The 19,356-nt window shown below is 55.1% G+C and carries 15 protein-coding genes and 1 pseudogene; 11 read left to right on the forward strand and 5 right to left on the reverse strand.

What is annotated here, in order from left to right; translation table 11 throughout:
- Positions 1–310: 310 nt before the first annotated feature.
- The 4 genes from VV088_RS22905 (at position 311) to VV088_RS21205 (ending at position 2,343) form a co-directional block, all read left to right on the forward strand.
- On the forward strand, positions 311–544 hold the full coding sequence (locus tag VV088_RS22905) for a DUF6870 family protein (RefSeq protein WP_442913196.1): 234 nt from the start codon (positions 311–313) through the stop codon (positions 542–544).
- A 222-nt stretch (positions 545–766) separates the two neighbouring features.
- On the forward strand, positions 767–1,300 hold the full coding sequence (locus tag VV088_RS21195) for a hypothetical protein (RefSeq protein WP_334602642.1): 534 nt from the start codon (positions 767–769) through the stop codon (positions 1,298–1,300).
- On the forward strand, positions 1,290–2,003 hold the full coding sequence (locus VV088_RS21200) for a hypothetical protein (RefSeq protein WP_334602643.1): 714 nt from the start codon (positions 1,290–1,292) through the stop codon (positions 2,001–2,003). Before VV088_RS21195 ends, VV088_RS21200 begins: the two co-directional genes overlap by 11 nt.
- Positions 2,004–2,094: 91 nt before the next feature.
- Positions 2,095–2,343, forward strand: a complete 249-nt coding sequence (locus VV088_RS21205; RefSeq protein ID WP_334602644.1) for a hypothetical protein — start codon at positions 2,095–2,097, stop codon at positions 2,341–2,343.
- Positions 2,344–2,358: 15 nt separating this feature from the next.
- Here the strand turns inward: VV088_RS21205 and VV088_RS21210 are convergent, their stop codons facing one another.
- On the reverse strand, positions 2,359–2,964 hold the full coding sequence (locus tag VV088_RS21210; RefSeq protein WP_334602645.1) for a hypothetical protein: 606 nt from the start codon (positions 2,962–2,964) through the stop codon (positions 2,359–2,361).
- Positions 2,965–3,264: 300 nt separating this feature from the next.
- On the opposite strand from VV088_RS21210, the gene VV088_RS21215 reads away from it, so the two are divergent.
- Genes VV088_RS21215 through VV088_RS21225 form a run of 3 tightly spaced genes read left to right on the forward strand, consistent with a single transcriptional unit; the run spans position 3,265 to position 9,959 of the window.
- On the forward strand, positions 3,265–4,608 hold the full coding sequence (locus tag VV088_RS21215; protein WP_334602646.1) for a hypothetical protein: 1,344 nt from the start codon (positions 3,265–3,267) through the stop codon (positions 4,606–4,608).
- 46 nt (positions 4,609–4,654) lie between these two features.
- Positions 4,655–7,180 carry a hypothetical protein gene (locus VV088_RS21220; protein WP_334602647.1) on the forward strand — a complete coding sequence of 842 codons (2,526 nt, stop codon included), beginning with the start codon at positions 4,655–4,657 and terminating at the stop codon, positions 7,178–7,180.
- Positions 7,173–9,959, forward strand: a complete 2,787-nt coding sequence (locus VV088_RS21225) for a hypothetical protein (RefSeq protein WP_334602648.1) — start codon at positions 7,173–7,175, stop codon at positions 9,957–9,959. The genes VV088_RS21220 and VV088_RS21225 overlap by 8 nt, the downstream gene beginning before the upstream one ends.
- Here the strand turns inward: VV088_RS21225 and VV088_RS22910 are convergent.
- Together VV088_RS22910 and VV088_RS21230 are read right to left on the reverse strand one after the other, a co-directional pair.
- Complete coding sequence (locus VV088_RS22910) at positions 9,908–10,846, reverse strand: transposase (RefSeq protein WP_442913197.1); 939 nt, start codon at positions 10,844–10,846, stop codon at positions 9,908–9,910. The two genes, VV088_RS21225 and VV088_RS22910, sit on opposite strands and share 52 nt — an antisense overlap.
- Positions 10,847–10,974: 128 nt before the next feature.
- Positions 10,975–12,369, reverse strand: a pseudogene (locus VV088_RS21230) (IS5 family transposase); the annotation flags it as partial.
- A 645-nt stretch (positions 12,370–13,014) separates the two neighbouring features.
- On the opposite strand from VV088_RS21230, the gene VV088_RS21235 reads away from it, so the two are divergent.
- A complete protein-coding gene (locus VV088_RS21235; protein ID WP_334602867.1) occupies positions 13,015–14,541 on the forward strand; it encodes a recombinase family protein in 1,527 nt (508 codons plus the stop codon).
- On the opposite strand, the gene VV088_RS21240 is transcribed toward VV088_RS21235, so the two are convergent.
- Positions 14,525–15,334, reverse strand: a complete 810-nt coding sequence (locus tag VV088_RS21240; RefSeq protein WP_334602650.1) for an HAD-IIA family hydrolase — start codon at positions 15,332–15,334, stop codon at positions 14,525–14,527. The two genes, VV088_RS21235 and VV088_RS21240, sit on opposite strands and share 17 nt — an antisense overlap.
- Positions 15,335–15,392: 58 nt before the next feature.
- The gene (locus VV088_RS21245; protein ID WP_334602651.1) at positions 15,393–15,809 is read right to left on the reverse strand and encodes a hypothetical protein; all 417 of its coding nucleotides are present in this window, start codon (positions 15,807–15,809) and stop codon (positions 15,393–15,395) included.
- Positions 15,810–15,998: 189 nt separating this feature from the next.
- On the opposite strand from VV088_RS21245, the gene VV088_RS21250 reads away from it, so the two are divergent.
- The 3 genes from VV088_RS21250 (at position 15,999) to VV088_RS21260 (ending at position 19,344) form a co-directional block, all read left to right on the forward strand.
- Positions 15,999–17,543 (forward strand): nitrite/sulfite reductase, encoded by a 1,545-nt coding sequence (locus tag VV088_RS21250; protein ID WP_334602652.1) that lies wholly within the window; start codon positions 15,999–16,001, stop codon positions 17,541–17,543.
- A gap of 62 nt (positions 17,544–17,605) precedes the next feature.
- On the forward strand, positions 17,606–18,592 hold the full coding sequence (locus VV088_RS21255) for a FecCD family ABC transporter permease (RefSeq protein ID WP_334602653.1): 987 nt from the start codon (positions 17,606–17,608) through the stop codon (positions 18,590–18,592).
- A complete protein-coding gene (locus VV088_RS21260) occupies positions 18,589–19,344 on the forward strand; it encodes an ABC transporter ATP-binding protein (protein ID WP_334602654.1) in 756 nt (251 codons plus the stop codon). The genes VV088_RS21255 and VV088_RS21260 overlap by 4 nt, the downstream gene beginning before the upstream one ends.
- Positions 19,345–19,356: the final 12 nt, after the last annotated feature.

Raw genomic sequence — 19,356 nt, forward strand, 5'->3', positions numbered from 1 at the left:
GCGGCCGGGAGGTATTTGTTTTTCATATTTTGCGGCCCCTGCTTCATACAATTTCCTGGAGGCGATTTTTATGAAAAACCCGATTTTAGTCTTAAACGAATCCTGCACACCGTCTTTCAAGGTTGATGACAAGATAGTTTATCAGACTGTTACTGCCTGGCTCACAAAAGAACTCCGCAAATGATGCCTTTGCCATTTTATCGGCAAAGGCATTTAAAATAATTTCTTGCCACGCGGCTGCTCACAGGGTATGATGTTCCTGAGCAGTTACGCCTTGAAGGAGGTGTAACAAATCCTTTGTGCGATCTATATTGATCCATCAACATTGGTGGATATTAAGGATGTCCATATTGATACCTCACTGCCTGTAGAACAGCGATTAGCCAGCGTGCTTCAGCAAATGAACGGAAATCCGTATTTCTTCTGCAGTAACGGTCTGGTCGTCAAATGCTCTTTTACAAGGAGAGAAAAGACTGTAAGAGATTTTAGAGGATATATTAGAGCATCTTTAAATCATGGAGGAAAATACATTGAATCTACTTGAACGGCCAGAGTACAATTTTTTAAAGACTGACCCACATCTCGGCAAACATATTATTTTCCTCACTTATGGGGGCAGCTACGCCTATGGAACCAATGTGGAGGGCTCCGACATTGACATCCGAGGCTGTACCCTGAACAGCAAGGCCGACCTGCTGGGTATGGGTGACTTTGAGCAGGTGGTGGACGCAGATCTTATCCTGCCGAGGCAAAGGAGCGGCACATTTTGGGTTCCTGTGAGAACACCATATTCACGTTCCCAGAGCGCTACCGCAGCTTCACTCCAGAACAGATCAAGCTGTCCGTCGCCCAGGTGGACGGCGGGCCCCAGGTGGTGGCGGATATCCGCATGGAACAGGTCCCCCTGCGCACCCTCACCGGCATGGTCAGCGAGCTGGTGGAGATTACCCGAAACTACGACAAAATCCACCACCGAAATAAGAAAAAGGACGACGCCCACCTGAATAAGCACGCCATGCACCTGGTGCGGCTCTATCTCATGTGTCTGGATATCCTGGAGAAGGAGGAGATCGTCACGTTCCGGGCGGCGGATCACGCTCTGCTGATGGACATCCGGAACGGGCGCTATCAGAGGGAGGATCACGCCTTTAACTCCGCCTTTTACGACCTGCTGAACGACCTGGAAAAGCGGCTGGACTACGCGAAGGAGCATACCGCCCTCCCGGAGACGCCCGACCTGGCCCGGATCGAGGCGTTCCAGATAGAGGTCAACGAGAGGGTGGTGCGGGATGAAATTTGAAATTTCTGTTGAAGTACAAAAAATCCTCCTGACGCTCACCGGCGCCGGCTATGAGGCCTATCTGGTAGGCGGCTGTGTGCGGGACCTGCTGAGGGGCGTCCAACCTCACGACTGGGATATCTGCACCTCCGCCCGACCGGAGGAGACGGAGGCCTGCTTTGCCGGGCAGCGGATCATCGAAACCGGTCTAAAGCACGGCACCGTCACTGTATTGGAGGAAGACGAGCCCTATGAGATTACCACCTACCGCACCGAGGGCCCCTACTCCGACAGCCACCGCCCGGACTTTGTGGAGTTTGTCTCCAGCTTGGAGGCCGATCTGGCCCGGCGGGACTTTACTATGAATGCAGTCGCTCTGAAGCTGGACGGCAGCCTGTGGGTAATGTGGGGCTTGCGGTTTGGGGCGGTATTCGGTGATGGGATTGAGAAAAAAACGGCCCAGGCCATCCGCGAAAACCGCCATATGCTAAAGCATGTAGCGATGGGACGCATTCATGTGAAGTTGCGTAAGCTGTTAGTGGGAGAGCAAACGGGCGATGTGCTGCGCCAGTACCCAGATGTGCTGTGCGAGTTTTGGCCGGAGCTGGGACCGCTAGTTGCCCTGGAGCAGAACAATCCTTGGTATTGCTGGGGCTGTTGGAAGTACATGATCCACGCGGTGGAAGCGGCCCCCTCCAGAACCGGTCCTGCGGATCTTCCATGACATTGGCAAGCCTTGCTGTCGGTCCACCGATGACAAGGGGATCGACTACTTTTACGGACAGCCTACCGTCAGCGCCAGGTTGTCCGGCCAAATGCTCCAGACACTGAAATTCGACAACAAAACCCGCCGGCAGGTGGTGACTCTGTTGGAGCACCACGATGTACAGATTCCATGCCGGGACCGGTCTATCTGCAAATGGATGGGGCGGTTGGGGCTGGAGGTGGGCCGGGTGCTAAAACGGCTGCTGGAAGGGGTCCTGAACGGAGAGGTGCAGAACCGCCGGGAAGAACTTTTCGGGATAGTTCTCCGGCCATTCAGCTCCGGCTTCACCGGAGACTAGGACCAGTATGCGCCCTTATTTGCCCAAGGGGAAGCCATACAGCAGATCCTTTTCCTTTTTCTCCATATTCTCGGCGAATTTCTTGACGTTTTCGTCCATAATATAGATAGCGGATATCTTAAATGCCCTGCGGGCTTCAGGGGATGCAGGCTCGGAGAAATAGATCCCATTCAGGTAGCACAGCATGAGATGCCTGTATTGCTGCCACGCATAGGTGTGCCGTGCCCAAGTTTCCTGGTACTTTCGAAAATCAAGATGTTTGTTGACTGTGAACAAGGCGGCGAAAAAAACTAAAATCAAAAGCGTGGACAATACTGCGAAATCGGACACTGCGGCACCGTTTAGAATGGGCTCATGAAATACGGCACATACTGCGCCTAGAAACAGCACGGCCTGGAAAATTCCCCATACAATCAGAATGGCTAAAAATTTTCCTTTGCCCTTAAAGTTTTTCGTGTTGTTTTCGCGCATCTTCGTATCGGCAGTCTGGTATGCCCTGGTAAATTCGTCAAGGAAAGCGACCTCGTCAATCCGCTCTTCCAGGGCGCAGCCAAGACAGGTCCGGGTGTTTTCAATCCAGCACGTCTGCCATTTCAGGAACAGCTCATCGGAGTTTGTCATGATGCTTCCTCCATCGTACAGCTACAGTGATAATCTCATTATATCACGGCGGCAGTGCCAGCACAATAAAAAGTACGTTCGAGTGGAATAAATCCACGTATAGCTGTTGACAAAATGGAGCAGACTATCTATAATCTTTATGGTGAATTTTACCCTTTTCAACAGGGAGTTGACATAAAAATGCTGATATAAACTCTCCTCTTGTAGAAAATTGCAAAATTCAGCTGCCCCTTGACAGGCAAACTGGCAATCCGTAGCAGAAGTTTTTAAAACCAATACTAAATCAAGGATGGATCTAACATGTATTTAAGCATGTTCCGTGTGATCCGAACAGCGGATCAGACTCCCGCAAAGGAAGTGCTGGAGGAGTTCCTGCGCTTTATCGGCTGTATGGTAAATGACAATCCGATCACAGACTGGCAGGAAGAACAGCCAGTGGCGGCAGGCACGGAAAACATATTTGATATTTTGCTGTGTCCGGTAATGGACGGCCAGCAAGCGATTGTGTGTACCCACGAGTGTCTTCCGGGAGAAAACAGACGTGCGCTCTGGACGGATACCACATCTCTGGAAAGGCTACAGGATTACCAGGTGTTGCTTCAGGAGGTCATTGCGCGCGCCTGGGGGACAGGCGGGGAGCAGAAGGTTCTGAATCAACTCCAGCGGATATGCGACATCTTTTTCCAGAAGAACCTCTTCGGCTTTTTCCAGTGCAAGCATTCCTTTCGCATTATCAATATGCTAGAGGTGTATGGACCGCGTTTGCAGTTCGGCGTGGAACAGAGGAAAATCGATGCCGATAAGTCCGAGTTCATTTCTGACATGTATCGCAGCTTCCTGGAAACGGCCCAGGCCCTGGATGAGATCGAGGACCCGTGCCTTTATACCCGCTATGCTAGGATCAACATTGAGCACAAAATCCGAGGGGTCTGCGCGCAGACTTCTGGCCTGGCGCAAACGGCCAGCCTTGTTCCTGCAAAAGAACTGCTGCGTCAAGCGGAAGAGCTTTACAGCGACTATCCCGATTACGACGGGATACTGCTTTTGGCGTCTTCGATTTGCAAAAGTGATTCTCTGCTGTACCTGTCCGCATCCAACTATTTCAGACTCCTGCTGGAGACAGCCCGATCCTATGAGAATTCCTTTAATTCGGTCGCCAACTATGAGTATGGCCGGTATCTGGAGCGGGTTTATCGGGATTGGGACCGTGCAATCCAGTTTTACCGGAAAGCGGTGGAATTGAATCCCAAGAATTATCAGGCGCAGTTCAAGCTGGGCTGCTATGAGGCGCAGCACCGGAGAGATTATATCTCAGCGATTGAAGTGTTCCAAAAACTGCGCGGTAGCATCGCAAAATATTACTCCGGCGACGAGCAACTGGACTATACAAAGCTACCGTTAAGGTGCATCCAGTATTTGTACAAGACGGACATCTGGCTATGGATTCTGAACCGGGAATTGCAGTATACAATCTCGGCCGAGTTAAGCCTGGAGCAAGCGCACCAGGACGCGCTGGAATATCAGGAAAACCGATGCTTGAAGCAGGTTTATGCAAGCGATAAGGCCTACTGGGGCAAGCTTCAGGAATATCACAAGGATAGCCAGCCGGTTCAAATTATGCTTGCATGTTCCCAGGTTTCCTAATCCAAATATGGTAACGGCCCGACAGAGAAAGAGGCGATGAAACAGAATGGAGAGCGGAAAGACATTGAATTCCAGCGTCCAGCGGATTGTTAAACTGGAAAAGCTGTATCAGGATGGCTTGGTCATTGAAGAGCCAAAGGAGCTGGAACATTCCTTAATGCTGCCTGAGTATCGTCGGGCAGCGGTTATGGTAAGCGAAATCGTACAAAGGGCCGAGCAGTTGAAAGAACCGTATGATGGCACAGCTGTGAACAATATCATTTCCTTTGTGGGCAAACGGGGAACAGGCAAGACCTCGGTCATGCGGTCATTCAAGGAATTTTTAAAGAATACGAAATCGGGCGGAGATGTCTCTCTGTTCCAGGCAGGAGAGACATGGGATCTGCCCGATGAGACCTGTTTTGTAACCCTGAGGTATATCGATACCAGTATTTTAAAGTCCAGCGAAGATGTAATGATCATCGTCCTGACACGCATGTTCCAATATGTGCGAAAGCTGCTGGAAACACCTTCCTGTTATGGACTGCCAGCGACAGATCAGGAGGAGACACGCTCGCTGTTCCGCAAATTTGAACAGGTCTATGAGTCGATTATGACTTTGAATGAAAAGCGGACTTTCCACGAGGGGGAGTCTGCGCTCCAGTGTCTGCAAAGTGTAAACAGCAGTTTTTCCTTGGCGGACAACTTCCGCTGTCTGGTGAAGGAGTTTTTGAAATTTGTAGCGGACAAGGGACAGAGAAATCACCGCAGGCCCTATCTGGTCGTCGCGCTGGACGACGTGGATCGCTACATGCCGGACATCCAAAAGGGTGAACTGCAAAAGGACGTATATACCCTGCTGGGCCAGATTGACGAATATATGAAAATTCCTGGTGTCATTGTATTGCTGTCCTATGATGAGGTTCTGCTAAGAGACAACTGCCAGAAACATATTGAACAGAAATTTCTGATGGATAGGTACTCGGCGAGGGCCAACGAGCAGGTTTTACAGTATCTGGAAAAAATTATTCCTAGCCAGCAAAAGATCTATATGCCCAACCTGTCCCGGGTGGATTATGACGATTCGGCCCAATTGCGGGTTGAAGTAGCCCCGGAGCTCAAGCTGACGGTAAAACAGCTGACTTTAGGATATCTGGCCAGCCAGTATGGCTGCTTTTTTGATGGATTGGGCGATAAGGAGCACTTTTTTGAAGAACGAAATCTGCGTAGCCTGTCCAAGCTTATGCTGGTTCTTAGATTATCTGACCGGGAAAAGAAGTTGGGGCAGGGCTATCAAAAGCTCTCAAACTATATCTATAACCGGCTCAACAACTTTGTCCTGAACACAGAGGAAGCGGTTCAGTTCAGTAAGTGGCTGGAGGAACCCATCGACCGCACAAGCCGGGATATTATAGAGTATGTTCAGGCAGAAATGAAGGGAGGGCTCTTTTTTGCACGCAGCCAGCCGAGCGAAAATTGGGGCAGCAGCTATGGTGAGCTGATGTACAATCTCTACCGAGCGTCCCACACAGAGACCCCAGGGGAACAAATACTCTCCGAAAAAATGGTTCAAAGTGTTCTGCTGTCTTATTCCATCACTCTGCCTCAACTAGTTCAGCGCGGAGACCGGGAGTTAATCAAGAAAATCCTGGGTAGTTCTATTGCCGGACAGTGGGCTAATGATGTTTTGCCGACTTTTTTTGTGAATCAGAATAACACAAAAATGACGGGGCGCGGCCGCGTGGGTGCGTATAACATAAAGAACGGGTTCGATAGCATTTTTCACTTTTCATATACAAAAACAGCGGAGGCGGGCAAATTTGAACTGAGGGATTTTATTCAGGCAGTCGAATTGCTGGGGATGTTTTTTACAACGGTGCAGAAGGACGGCTTCCCCAGCCATCTTTCCCTTGCTTTGGAAATAAGAAAGCCTGACTGGGACTGGAACTCAGACATCGAGTTTGTATTGGGGTCGCAGGCAGACTCGGCATGTTTTAATCTGTTCAATTTTGTGGTGAACGCATACAATTGGGAGGAGTATTTTGAACAGCTTCATAAATCCCTTGCCGGTGTGGTCGAGAGCAGGATATCGGAGGAAGCCGCTTATACAAATGCTTCCGTTGACCAGTTGAGTCTAGTAGTTAACGAGAAAAAACCGGACGGGCTGGCCTTACTCCGCAAATATTCTTTAAAGAACCAGTTTAAAAAGTGGTCGGAGAATTTCGGCGATTTGGCCATGCCAATTCAGCATTTTGACATGATGTATAATATCTTACGGAGACAGCAGGATGACCGCAATCATGGCTTGAGGGCAGAGGCGAATCCCAGCGAGTATTTGGATTCCTGCAGGATCGTATATCAAAATATTCTGGATGAGCTGTATGCACAGGACGAGTTTTATAACAAAAGCCGGTGGGGAGACGAGCCGTTCGCCAGCTTTGGGGATACCTTCCTGAATTGCCCGTTCATCTTCTACACCCTGGTGAAGAAAAAAACACACGTAACCGAGCTGCTGAAAGACTGGACTGGGCAACTTGTGAATCAACTGCTGGTTCCTATGGCGGATGACAGCTTTCTGAAGCCGAATGGTTAACCACGAGAACGACAGCACAGTCGAAAATTTGTGCGCGTTAGTCCGGGCGCTGTTCTGTGAGGTGGATATCTCCAACGTACTCAGCGGCGAAGTGGTGTTTGACTGTATTTCCTGTGAGAGGGCGGCAAGGCTGGCCGTTAAGACGCAGAAGCTGTACGAATGGTGCAGTGAGCTAGAGTGTCAGAAGCGGATGGAGGCCATCAGCGATGGCATGTGGCGTCGGGATCGCTACCGGATGCGCCGGTCCATCCGAGGAAAAATCCATGTATTTGAGCTGCTGGCCGATCTGGTGGAGTGCCTGTTGCTAGTGCAGAATAGTGAAATCCTGTGTCGCTACGAGGAAGTACTGAATTGGCGGGAGCTGATCCAGAGCGTAGGAGAGGAAATTCCGGTTTCCACTATGTACGCCATCTGCGATCTGGCCCGAGGAGAGTCGGCGCGGAAAAATTTTACCTGGGACTTTGTGACAAAGCAGAATAACGAGGCGCTGAACATGATCCTGCGACGGGGGATTTCCGATCATCATATGCATCTCTGGCCGTCCGTCCCTTATTTTCAGGTGTCTTGGCTGAATCTGATGAACCGCATCTTGGACGGGGATTATGTCCGTAGGCTGAATTGGATTGACCGAACCGAGTGGAACATAAAGCAGAAAGCGTTGAATTTTGGCGACAGACTGGAGGATATACAGGAAACAGCCGGCCGGATTGATTCGCTGGTAACCCTGCACCGGCAGGCGGCGCTGATTCGCGTATACCTTTGCAGCCGGCTGAAGGGCTTTGACTTAAATCTCTGGGAGAAATCGGAAGAAAACGACTTGCGGGAGGATAAACAGCGAAAGATTCTGCAAAGGGTGCAGTATCTGCTGATCCATCCAGAGGAGTTGTACATTGAGAGCAGCCGGATTCAGAACGAAATCGCATCCCTCCGTCAGGATGCGGATGAGATCGACTACATGTTGCGAATGTTTGAAGGCAGACCGGTCAAAAGCCAAAATGCATATGCCGTGTTCAGCGGGGAGCGGTGGTTTTTATACTCCGTCGTCCAGGACATTTATCTGACCCACCCCAAGCTGAATCAGCAGGAGCAAAACTTGTTTTACGCCTATCTGTTGATTATGATCCGGCTGAGGAGCAAGCTGGTGCAGACCAATCAGAGGGTCGGGTTTGACAATTTTCAGCGAATTCAGCAGCGCAAGGGGTACTTTCTTGGGGATGCCCAATCGACCGAGCTGATTATGCGCATGGCGATTCGAGAGCCGCTCCGGCAGAAACCCTATCTGCGGGAGATGGAGGTACGCATTACCCCCAGGGACACGGCGGAGAAAATTTTACAGGATATTTTAGCCCTGGAGAGGGACCATACAGAGGACCCAATGGATTTTAAGTTTCCTGGTGAACAGGAGCAGAAACGGTATTATTATGTCCTACACTTTATCAAGCAGCCAGACGAGGGGCTGGACAGGCTCAGACAAAGCGCAGAGGGTACCGTGTTTCTGCTGGAGTACCGGCACACCCAGTTCCGCAAGAAGGTAAAAAAAACTGCCCAAGCTATCATGCTGTTTCGGGAGCGGTATTCGGAAGCCGCCTGCCGTGTAGGCGGGATCGATGCCTGTTCTCAGGAGATCGGTTGCCGTCCGGAGGTCTTTGCCACCGCCTTCCGGACTTTGGGCGAGCACAGCTGTGTACGGGAGGAGTTTGGACAGAAACTCACAGTGCCGCGACTCCGAAAAACCTACCATGTGGGAGAGGACTTCTTGGACCTTGCGGACGGGCTGCGGGCCATTGATGAGGCGGTTCTCTTTCTAAATCTGGATTATGGGGATCGTCTTGGACATGCTTTGGCGTTGTGTATCGAGCCAAAGTCCTGGTACGAAGCAAAGAAAATGCAGATATCAATCCCGGTACAGGATTATTTGGATAACATTGCGTGGCTTTACCATGCCCTGCGCCGGTACCGGGTCCCGGGACAGGAAAATGTAGTCCACTTTCTGGAAAAGGAATTTGAATATTACTTTAACCGTATTTACCTAAGCAATTTCCGGGAAGAGGAACTGGATTCTATTATGGATGCGGCGGTAAAAGATTATCAGGACGATCGGGCGGCGGAGCGGTACCACAAGCACAGCTGTATTTTTACAATTGAGCATTATTGCGGCTCCTGGATGCTACGAGGCGACCACCCGTCCCTGTACCGGAATGGATATTTTAAACCGAACAAGATTCCGCTGGATGAGTGGGACCGGCACAGTGCCAACCGGTGCTGTCCAGCCAATGTAGACATCCGGTATACCCCGGAGTGCAGCTTGCTGTACTATCTGTATCACTATAGTAGCCGGGTGAAATATACCGGAATGGAAGTTATCAATGTCACAGTGGATCAGGAGTACATTACCGCAGTTCAGGTGGCACAAAGGGAATTGCAGTTTGAAATTGCCCGCCGTGGGATCGGCGTTGAAAGCAATCCCACTTCGAATGTCAAAATCAGTACGTTGCGGAGCTACAGCAAACATCCGATTACCACGTTATATAACCGAGGTTTGGTTCACTCTCCGGAAAAGCTATGCAGCTGTGCACAGATTAATGTGTCCATCAATACCGATGACAGCGGGGTGTTTTTTACATCGTTGGAGAGCGAATATGCTGTTATGGCGCGTGCGTTGGAGCTGGCGGCAGACGCAGAAGGAAATCCATGCTTCTGCAAATGGGAGATCAACGAGTGGATGAATCAGGTGCGTAAAATTGGAAATGAGCAAAGCTTTCTGCCAAATCCTAGGTGAAATGTAAATTGAAACAGCCTCAAGGGCTTGTTGTCTGTGCAGAGCAGGCGGCAAGCCTTTCCGCTTTCATATCTTAAAGGAATTAACATAGTATTGATCAGAGGTGGTTGATAAGGTAGAATAAGGGACCTGTTGACAAAAGCCAAACCGAAGTTGAGTATTTCAAACTCAGCCTCGGTTAGAAAGAATATTATTGCAAAAAAGGTGGCCTTAGCCATCCTTTTAAGATTTAATGCCATGGCGGATAAGAGGCATTCCTCAATCGCGGCAGAAATGCCTCTTTTTCGGATTTTTGAGAGGCAGTGTTCTCGCTTCATTACGGAGAAACTGCCTTCAGCCCATATTTTTCGCAGTCGCATCATAGACAGGTATTTAGGCGTTCCTACACGGGCGTGCCCCCTGAAAAACGCAGGATAGCAGCTACTGGCCAGAATTCTTCGCCGAGTACTGATTTTATCCAAACAACTGCTTCGCCTGGGACAAAACTGGCAATCCCGTTCTGCTGCTTGGTAGTTACGCAGGTATTTCCCCGTAGACTTATTGCAATACAGTTTGTGATATCTAAGCAGTTTTCCTTCTGGACAGACAAAAGCGTCCTCTTGCTGTGCATAGAAAAAGCCATATTTTTCCGGAGCGTTGGAAAACTGAATTGTGGGAATATATCCGGTAATACCAAGAAGCTCCAGTCCACGATGGACAGCGCCTGTGTCATACCCCGATCCAAAGCGATCTGTTTCATTGGAACACCGTATTGTATCTGACGCTCCAAATGCCGCAGAACCAGAAGGCTTTCTTTTCGGTTGGCAGCGTACACATCTACTCCTACTCCAGTCAAAATGCCGTGTTTGCAGTCCACTGTGGCCTCCATCAGATAACCGATGCCGCACTTATTTCCATGATTAATATAACCGCAATCGGGATCTGTGGTACTGATAGTATAACTTTTCTTTACTATTTGTGCCGGTGGTTTCTTAAAACCAGGCTGTTCCGCCAACTCTTCATCCAGACGATCTAAATAGGCTCTGCTCCGCAACGTCAGCAAAACAAACAGCAGAAGCATAAGGCAAAACAGAGCGAGAGCGGCCCTCAGGGATAAGGAAAGGTTTGAGAGCAGCAGTGCAACGCCAATCACACAGACAGCGGTTTCCTGTAGGCGTGCCATGACGCGGTCCAGGCCGTAAGCGGTCTTGACCGTCCCAAAAACACCCTCCACAGCATTGCGGTCGCAGTTGTCCTGATACTCCAGTTTCTTTGCTTGACGGGACAGGCCGGGAGCTTTTGGCGGCTTTCCCAGGGCCGGACCGGACAGACGAATACCAAGCTCTTTGCAAAAAGCCAGTGTCTGGCGGCTGCGGTAGATTTTGTCCGCCAGGATACGTTCCGGGTAACAGCCATAGCGCTCCCGGTACCGAGCCACCGCCCGCCAGAGGTCTTCCGATTCGTTGAAGGGCTCGAAGTCCAGCCGTTCGATCCTGGCATAGCCATCCACCAGACTGATATGCAGTTTTGAGCCAAACTCGGTATTGGCGTGGGCTTTTCCCCGAACGATGGGCCGGACCCAGGGCTGGGCCAGACTGACGATGCGCCGGGGAATGCTGTGGGTCCCGGATTCAAACATGAGGCGCTGCTGCTCGTAGACAGTAGTCATGATATTCAGGCGGTCCGCCTGCTTTGAAGACAATTTTGCACCTTTTTGAACCAATTCAGCTATGTACCTGATATCCCGGCGGATGTATTGCAGCTGTTTGCGTATCGCGGAACGGATTGCGTTCCCACTGCGCTTCTTGCTTTTGGACAGACGGAGATAGTCCTTCCGGGCGCGCTTGCGGTACATCCGGGGCTTCTTCTGTCCTGCCGCTTTACACAGCTCGTCCACCGTTTTCTCCGCTTTCTCCCGCACTTGGTTGAGTAAATCGATGTCCTGAGGATAGGCGATGTCCGCGGGGCAGCATGTGGCGTCCAGAATCAATGTCCCGCTGTTAGGCGGATCGTTCCCGTCATCCGAGTCATCCTGTTTCCCTGTCGCCGCTTTTGGGACAGACGCCTCCAGAATTGCTGCCAGGTCCTCCTCGCTGAACCGTTTCCGGAACGCTACCAGCGTGGACGCTCCGAACGGACACGGCCCGTACTCCTTCATGCCGATGAAATATTGCAGATACGGGTTTTCTCCAATGTGCTTCACCAGCCATTGGTCGCTGCATTTCAGCCGCCGCTGAATCAGCAGCGCCCCTAATGCCATCCGTGCCGGATGGGCCGGGTGACCATTGTTCACGAATCGCGCTGCATACCGTTCCTCCGCTATCTCCCACGGAACCAGCGCCGCCAGTTTCACCCAATCGTTTTCTGGGTCCAGTTTCCCATATGGAAAGATGAAATCTTCCATCCGAAGCTGACTGTTGTCCTTATACATCCACTCCGCCCCCTATAAGTGCACGCTTTTTCCTTGCTTTTTCCCAATTCCCTTGCACCTATTCTACCATATTTCATCCCATATTGCTTGTCTTCTAAGCAGTTTGAGGTTACGAAGCAGGCCCTAAATAACTCTGCATACTCTTTTCGACTTCCAGTTCTATATCGACCCAACTATTTCTGGAAACATTGGACGGAAGATAACTTCCGTCGGCCGCTATTGCGTTACCGTCCACAAGACCACTTTCAATACAGATTGGTATCATACTCCCCACATCAACCATCAGCATCCCTATCTGTCCACTTTTCCGACCCATCATCCTTCTCACCTCAAATCCTATTTTACCATATTGAGGTGTATTCTTCTACTTTTGTCAACAGGTCCAACTCTTGACACTACCAGGTGGTTCTGATGAGAGATTTAACTTTGGTTCTAAATGAGTATCGGCTATTAACAGAAAATCGCCCCAGTGCAGCAATCAATCAGGCGGTCACAGCCTGGCTCACAAAAGAACTCCGCAAATGATGCCTTTGCCATTTTATCGGCAAAGGCATTTAAAATAATTTCTTGCCACGCGGCTGCTCATAGGGTATGATGTTCCTGAGCAGTTACGCCTTGAAGGAGGTGTAACAAATCCTTTGCGCGATCTATACACGACTGAGTAAGGAGGACGAAGACAAGCAGCAGCCCGAGTCGGAGAGCATCCAGAACCAGAAGTCGCTGCTGACCCGCTACGCCGTCGATCACGGGTGGGATATCTACTCGATTTTTTGCGACGAGGACTACTCCGGCGTAGACAGTCAGCGCCCGGACTTCAACCGTATGATCGAAGCCGCCAAACAAAAAAAGTTCCAAATCGTCCTGTGCAAGAGCCAGTCCCGGTTTACCCGGGATATGGAACTGGTTGAGAAGTACATCCACGGTCTATTCCCCATCTGGGGCATCCGGTTCATCGCGGTGGCGGACAACGCCGACACGGAGGTCAAGGGCAACAAGAAAGCCCGGCAGATCAATGGTCTGGTAAACGAGTGGTATCTGGAGGACCTGTCGGAAAACGTCCGTATGGTGTTCGATCTGAAGCGAAAAGAGGGCAAATACATCGGCGGCTTTCCCATCTACGGCTACTGCAAGGACCCGGCGGACAAAAACCACATCATCCCCGACCCGGAGGCAGCGGAGGTGGTGCGGCAAATCTATCAGTGGTCGCTGGAGGGACACGGGCGGCAGAACATCGCCTACATGCTGAACCAGCGGGGCATCCCTAACCCCACCCGCTACAAGGCGGAGCGGGGCTGGACCTGCAACCATCCCATCAAGAACGACTTTGGCCTGTGGAACAAGGTTACGGTGGGGAGAATCCTGACGAATGAGATGTACACAGGCGTGATGATCCAAGGGCGGCGGAAGAAGGTCAGCTACAAATCCAAGGTCATCATCGACACACCAGAGAGCGAGTGGTACCGGGTGGAGGGCACCCACGAGCCCATCATCGACCGGGCGACCTTTGAGGCGGTCCAGCGGGGTTTGAAGTTGCGTACCCGGACGGATGGCACCGGCGAGGCTCATCTGCTGTCTGGGCTGGTGAAGTGCGCCGATTGCGGCTCCACTATGAGCAAGTGTTCCAATGGAAAGCAGACCTATCTGCGGTGCAAGCTGTACGCCGACAGCGGCAGTCAAAAGCTGTGTACCCGGCACTCGGTGCGGCTGGACCAGCTTATTGACCTGATTTCGGAGCGCATCCGGTACTATGTCCAGACCTACTACCGGCTGGCCCCCAACGACATCCAGCCTCAGAAGGACACCCGGCGGGAGGCATTGGAGCAGGAGAAAAAGAGTCTGTCCGCCCAGTTGGAGAAGCGCAGCCAGGCGCTGAAAACGCTGTACCTGGATAAGGTGGCCGGTATCCTCAGCGAGGGACAGTTCGTGGAGCTGAACCAGTCCTTTCTGCAAGAAAAAAGCCGCCTGGAACGGCGGCTTGATTCTATCAAGGAGGAGCTGGCGGAGCGGGAACAGCCTCAACAGCAGGCGGACCTGATGGAGCGGGCCCGGGAGCTGCTGAAGCTGGAGACCGTCCCCCGGGAGCTGGTGGTGGGACTGGTGGAAAAGATCGAGGTCTGTGAGAAAGACCCGGAAACCGGCCGACAGGAGATCAGGGTCACTTGGCGGTTTTAAGCTTCCCCTTGGCGGCCCGGACGATGTCCCCCACGCCGTTCAATACCATGGACGGGCGGTAAGAGAAGGTCTTCAGCGTCTCCGGGGTGGAGATGCCCGACAGGACCAGCACGGTGGACATCCCGCTCTCCAGGCCGGAGATGACGTCGGTGTCCATCCGGTCGCCCACCATCACCGCGTCCTCCGAGTGGCACTTGAGCAGGCGCAGTCCGGTGCGCATCATCAGGGGATTGGGCTTGCCGCAGAAGTAGGCCCTGGTTCCGGTGGCCATCTCGATGGGGGCCACCAGTGCGCCGCAGGCGGGGACAGTGATCCCTTCCCCCGGGGCGGAGACGTCAGAGTTGGCCCCAATGAGCTTGGCCCCGCCCAGCACCAGGTTGATGGCCTTGGTGATGGTGTTCAGGGAGTAGTTCTGGCTCTCGCCGATGACCACATAGTCGGGGTCAATGTCGTTCATGGTGATATCCGCGTCGTACAGGGCGTTGAGCAGGCCGGCCTCCCCCAGGGCGTAGACCGAGCAGCCGGGGGCCTGACTCTTCAAAAAGGCCGCCGTGGCCAGGGCGCTGGTGTAGAAGTGCTCCTCGGGCACGTCCAGCCCCATTCGGGCCAGCTTCTGCTGGAGCTCCTTGGGGGTGGAGCCGCTGTTGTTGGTCAAAAAGAGATAGGATTTTTTCTCCTCGTTGAGCCACCGGATAAACTCCGGGACCCCGGGCAGGACCTGGCTGCCGTGGTAGATCACGCCGTCCATGTCGCAGATGAAGCCCTTTTTCTTCTGAAAATCAATGGAATACATACTTGTTTCCTCATTTCTCTGCCGCTGAATCCAACGGCATAATATCCAAACCAGTATATCAGATTGCGGTGCGATGCACAAGTGACTGAGTCCAAGAAGAAAAACGAAGTTTTTCGCCAAAGTTCTGTTCGGTTCCTTTTCTTTCAAGAAGAGGAACAAAGCCCCCGTTGTGTCCTTGCGGCACCACCCCCTGGGGCGCGGTTCCGTCCACGATGGCCGTGCCCACGGCGGGGAGGATGACGGCGTCCAGGGAGTCCGGATCGCCGGAGCAGAGGATGTACTCCGTCTCCAGGCCGGCCTCCTCGGCCCAGGCGCCGATTTTGCGCATCAGGGTGGACTTGCCGCAGCCGGGTCCGCCCTTCAGGATGTAGATGGCCCTGGCCTCCTCCGGGGAGAGCAGGTGGTCGTACAGGGAGTAGAAGCCGGTGGGGGAGTTGGCTCCCAGAAAGTATTGGATATGGGACAAAGCAGTCATAAGCGACCCTCCGTATCAAACAAATTTACGCCTCAGCCTATGTTTGGACAGGGAGATTGGTGAAAAATCCGGTGGATCAAAATCCAAATCTGGGATTGTAACCCGGTCCGGTTTTTGGTATAATAACTGGAGAGAACAATGAGCCCGGCGGCCTGGGCTGATTTGAGGAAAGAAAGGTTGGACAACAGGATGACTCAACAGTGGACAGAGACCTTCCGCGGCGAGATCGAACACTTTCAGGACACCATCAGCGCTTTTGACAAGGGAGAAATCGACCGGAAGGCGTACAAGGGGATTTCCGGCGGCCTGGGCTCCTACGCCCAGCGGGACGCCTCCAAGCACATGCTGCGCCTGCGCATGCCTGGGGGACGGCTGACTCTGGAGCGGCTGAAATTTTTGGCGGAGACGGTGGAGCGGGAGCAGGTGTCCCGCCTGAAGCTGACCACCTGTGAGACGGTCCAGCTCCACGACCTGGCGGCGGACCAGGTGCCCGGCATTATGGCGGCGGCCATCGGCTGCGGCATCCTGACCAAGGGGGGCGGCGGCGACAACCCCCGCAACGTGATGGCCAGCCCCCTGTCCGGCGTCCAGCCCGGCGAGGCCTTCGACGTGGTTCCCTATGCCGAAGCGGTCACCAGGTATCTGCTGTCCATCTGCCGGGACATCAAGATGCCCCGCAAGCTGAAGATCGCCTTCTGCAACGGGGTGGACGACTGCGTCCACAGCGCCTTCCGGGACATGGGCTTCCTGGCCCGGGAGAACGGGACCTTCGCCCTGCGCATCGCCGGCGGTCTTGGGGCGGCCCGGCCCTCCATGGGCGTGCTGGTGGATGAGAATGTGGCCCCCAAGGAGGTCCTCTACTACGTCCGGGCCATGGTGGACACCTTCTGCGCCCACGGCGACTACAACAACCGGGCCAGGGCCCGCACCCGCTACATGCAGGACACCCTGGGCCCCGACGGCCTGAAGGAGGTCTTCCTCAAGAACGTGGCCGCCCGGAAGGCGGAGGGCGGGCTGGATATCACCGGCCTGGAGGCCCCCGCCAGTATCGCCCGGGACAACAGCGGCACGGTGGACCACCCCCGTGCCATTCCCCAGAAGCAGGCGGGTATGTACGCCGTGAAATACCACCCCATCGGGGGACTGCTGCCGGTGGAGAAGCCCCGCCAGCTCTATGAGCTGCTGAAGGACATCCCCGGGGCCGAGGTCCGCGTTGCCCCCCACGAGACCCTGTATGTCATCAACCTCACCGCCGCAGAGGCGGAGAAGGTAATTGCCGCTACCGGCGACAGCGCCGCCACCGAGTTTGAGTGCAGCGTGGCCTGCATCGGGGCGTCCACCTGCCAGCAGGGGGTCCGGGACAGCCAGAGCGTTCTTCAGGCTGCGGTCCAGGCGGTCCGGCAGGCCAACATCCCCGACGGCGCCCTGCCCAGGATCTGCATCTCGGGCTGTCCCTCCAGCTGCGCCGCCCATCAGGCGGGGGCCATCGGCTTCCAGGGCGGGGTGAAGCTGGTGGAGAAAAAGCCCCAGCCCGCCTTCAAGATGTTCCTCGGCGGCGCCGGCGAGCTGGGCCAGGCCCGGTTTGGCGCGGAGGCCGGGACCATCCTGGAGAGCGACCTGCCCGCCCTGCTGGTGGAGCTGGGCCGGGCCGCGGCGGCGGCCGGACAGAGCTGGGCTCAGTGGTCCCTGGACCACGCCCAGGAGCGGGACACCATCATCGCCAAGTACGCATAAGACCAAAGGCCGCGGGGACGGCCCTTCGGGGGCCGTTCCCATTTTTATGAAGGATGGATTCCATGAGACGACGCTTCGCCACCCTCGCCGCCCTGGCGGCCCTGACCCTGCTGGCGGCGGCGGGCAGCCTGGCCTTTGGGGCGGTCCCCATCCCCCTGGGGGAGGTGCTGGCCGTTCTGGCGGGCCGGGGCGGGGATGTGCAGAGCCGCATCGTCCTGCTGGCCCGCCTGCCCCGGCTGTGCGGCTGCCTGCTGGCGGGGGCGGCCCTGGCCTGCTCCGGCGCGATCATCCAGGGGGTGCTGAACAACCCCCTGGCCGCCCCCAACATCATCGGGGTCAACTCCGGGGCGGGACTGGCCACCGCCCTGTGCTGCGCCGCCGCCCCCAGGGCCGCCCACCTCACCCCCGCTGCCGCCTTTCTGGGGGCGCTGGCCGGGGTGATGCTGGTGCTGTTCATCGCGGAGCGGGCGGGGGCGGCCCGGATCACCCTGGTGCTGGCGGGGGTGGCCCTGTCCAGCATGTTCAGCGCGGGGATCGACGGGGTGCTCACCTTCTTCCCGGACGCCCTCAACGGCTACACGGACTTCCGCATCGGCGGGGTGCGCAATCTGTCCATGGCCCGGCTGGTGCCGGCCTTCTGGGTGATCCTGCCCGCCCTGCTGGCGGCCCTGTCCCTGTCCAACGAGCTGGACCTGCTCCTGCTGGGCCGGGAGACGGCCCAGAGCCTGGGCCTGCCCGCCCGGCGGCTGCGGCTGGTGCTGCTGATGCTGGCGGCGGCCCTGGCGGGGGCGGCGGTGAGCTTTGCGGGCCTGCTGGGCTTTGTGGGCCTGCTGGCGCCCCACATCATGCGCCGCCTGCTGGGGGAGGACAGCTTTTTCCTGCTGGCGGCCTCCGCCCTGGGGGGCGCCCTGCTGCTGACGGCCTGCGATCTGGCCGCCCGGCTGCTGTTCGCCCCCTACGAGGTGCCCCTGGGGGTGGTGCTCTCTCTGACGGGAGGTCCCTTCTTCATCTGGCTGCTGCTGCGCCAGCGGAGAGGGGGAGGGGTATGATCCAGCTGAGGGGCCTGCGGGCCGGTTACCCTGGCCGGACCGTGCTGGAGGGGATCGATCTGGACTTCCGTCCCGGAGAGGTGCTGGCCATCCTGGGTCCCAACGGCTGCGGGAAGAGCACCCTCCTGCGGACCGCCAACGGCCTGCTGCCCCGGACGGGGGGCGAGGTCCTGGTGGATGGCGTCTCCATCGACCGGCTGACCCCCCGGGATCTGGCCCGGAAGGCGGCCTATCTGCCCCAGTCCCGGCAGGTGCCCGCAATCACCGCCCGGCGGATGGTGCTCCACGGCCGGTTCCCCTACCTGTCCTACCCCCGGCGGTACAGCCGGGAGGACCGGGCCATGGTGAGCCGGGCTTTGGACTGGGCGGGGGCGGCGGAGCTGGCGGACCGGCCCCTGGCGGAGCTGTCCGGGGGCCAGCGGCAGAAGGTCTACCTGGCCATGGCCCTGGCCCAGGATACCGCCGCCATCCTTATGGACGAGCCCACCACCTATCTGGACGTGGCCTGTCAGCTGGAGGTGATGGCCCTGGCCCGCCGTCTGGCGGAGGAGGGCCGGGCGGTGGTGATGGTTCTCCACGACCTGTGTCTGGCCCTGCGCTGTGCCCACCGGGCGGCACTGGTGAGCGAAGGCCGCCTGTGTCAGGTGGGCTCCCCGGAGGAGCTGTTCCGGGGAGGGGAGCTGGAGCGGGTGATGGGCATGGCCCTGGGCCGGGTGGAGACCGGCGAAGGCTGGCGGTATTACTACCGGTGATGGAAGGAGGAG

The sequence above is a fragment of the Lawsonibacter sp. JLR.KK007 genome, assembly GCF_036941135.1.
Taxonomy (GTDB): domain Bacteria; phylum Bacillota; class Clostridia; order Oscillospirales; family Oscillospiraceae; genus Lawsonibacter.

Excerpts from the sequence above, each read along its gene's own strand:
- VV088_RS21200 (WP_334602643.1), top strand. The coding sequence starts at position 1,290 with ATGAAATTTGAAATTTCTGTTGAAGTACAAAAAATCCTCCTGACGCTC.
- VV088_RS21205 (WP_334602644.1), top strand. The coding sequence starts at position 2,095 with ATGCTCCAGACACTGAAATTCGACAACAAAACCCGCCGGCAGGTGGTG.
- VV088_RS21210 (WP_334602645.1), bottom strand. The coding sequence starts at position 2,964 with ATGACAAACTCCGATGAGCTGTTCCTGAAATGGCAGACGTGCTGGATT.
- VV088_RS21215 (WP_334602646.1), top strand. The coding sequence starts at position 3,265 with ATGTATTTAAGCATGTTCCGTGTGATCCGAACAGCGGATCAGACTCCC.
- VV088_RS21220 (WP_334602647.1), top strand. The coding sequence starts at position 4,655 with ATGGAGAGCGGAAAGACATTGAATTCCAGCGTCCAGCGGATTGTTAAA.
- VV088_RS21225 (WP_334602648.1), top strand. The coding sequence starts at position 7,173 with ATGGTTAACCACGAGAACGACAGCACAGTCGAAAATTTGTGCGCGTTA.
- VV088_RS21240 (WP_334602650.1), bottom strand. The coding sequence starts at position 15,334 with ATGTATTCCATTGATTTTCAGAAGAAAAAGGGCTTCATCTGCGACATG.
- VV088_RS21245 (WP_334602651.1), bottom strand. The coding sequence starts at position 15,809 with ATGACTGCTTTGTCCCATATCCAATACTTTCTGGGAGCCAACTCCCCC.
- VV088_RS21250 (WP_334602652.1), top strand. The coding sequence starts at position 15,999 with ATGACTCAACAGTGGACAGAGACCTTCCGCGGCGAGATCGAACACTTT.
- VV088_RS21255 (WP_334602653.1), top strand. The coding sequence starts at position 17,606 with ATGAGACGACGCTTCGCCACCCTCGCCGCCCTGGCGGCCCTGACCCTG.
- VV088_RS21260 (WP_334602654.1), top strand. The coding sequence starts at position 18,589 with ATGATCCAGCTGAGGGGCCTGCGGGCCGGTTACCCTGGCCGGACCGTG.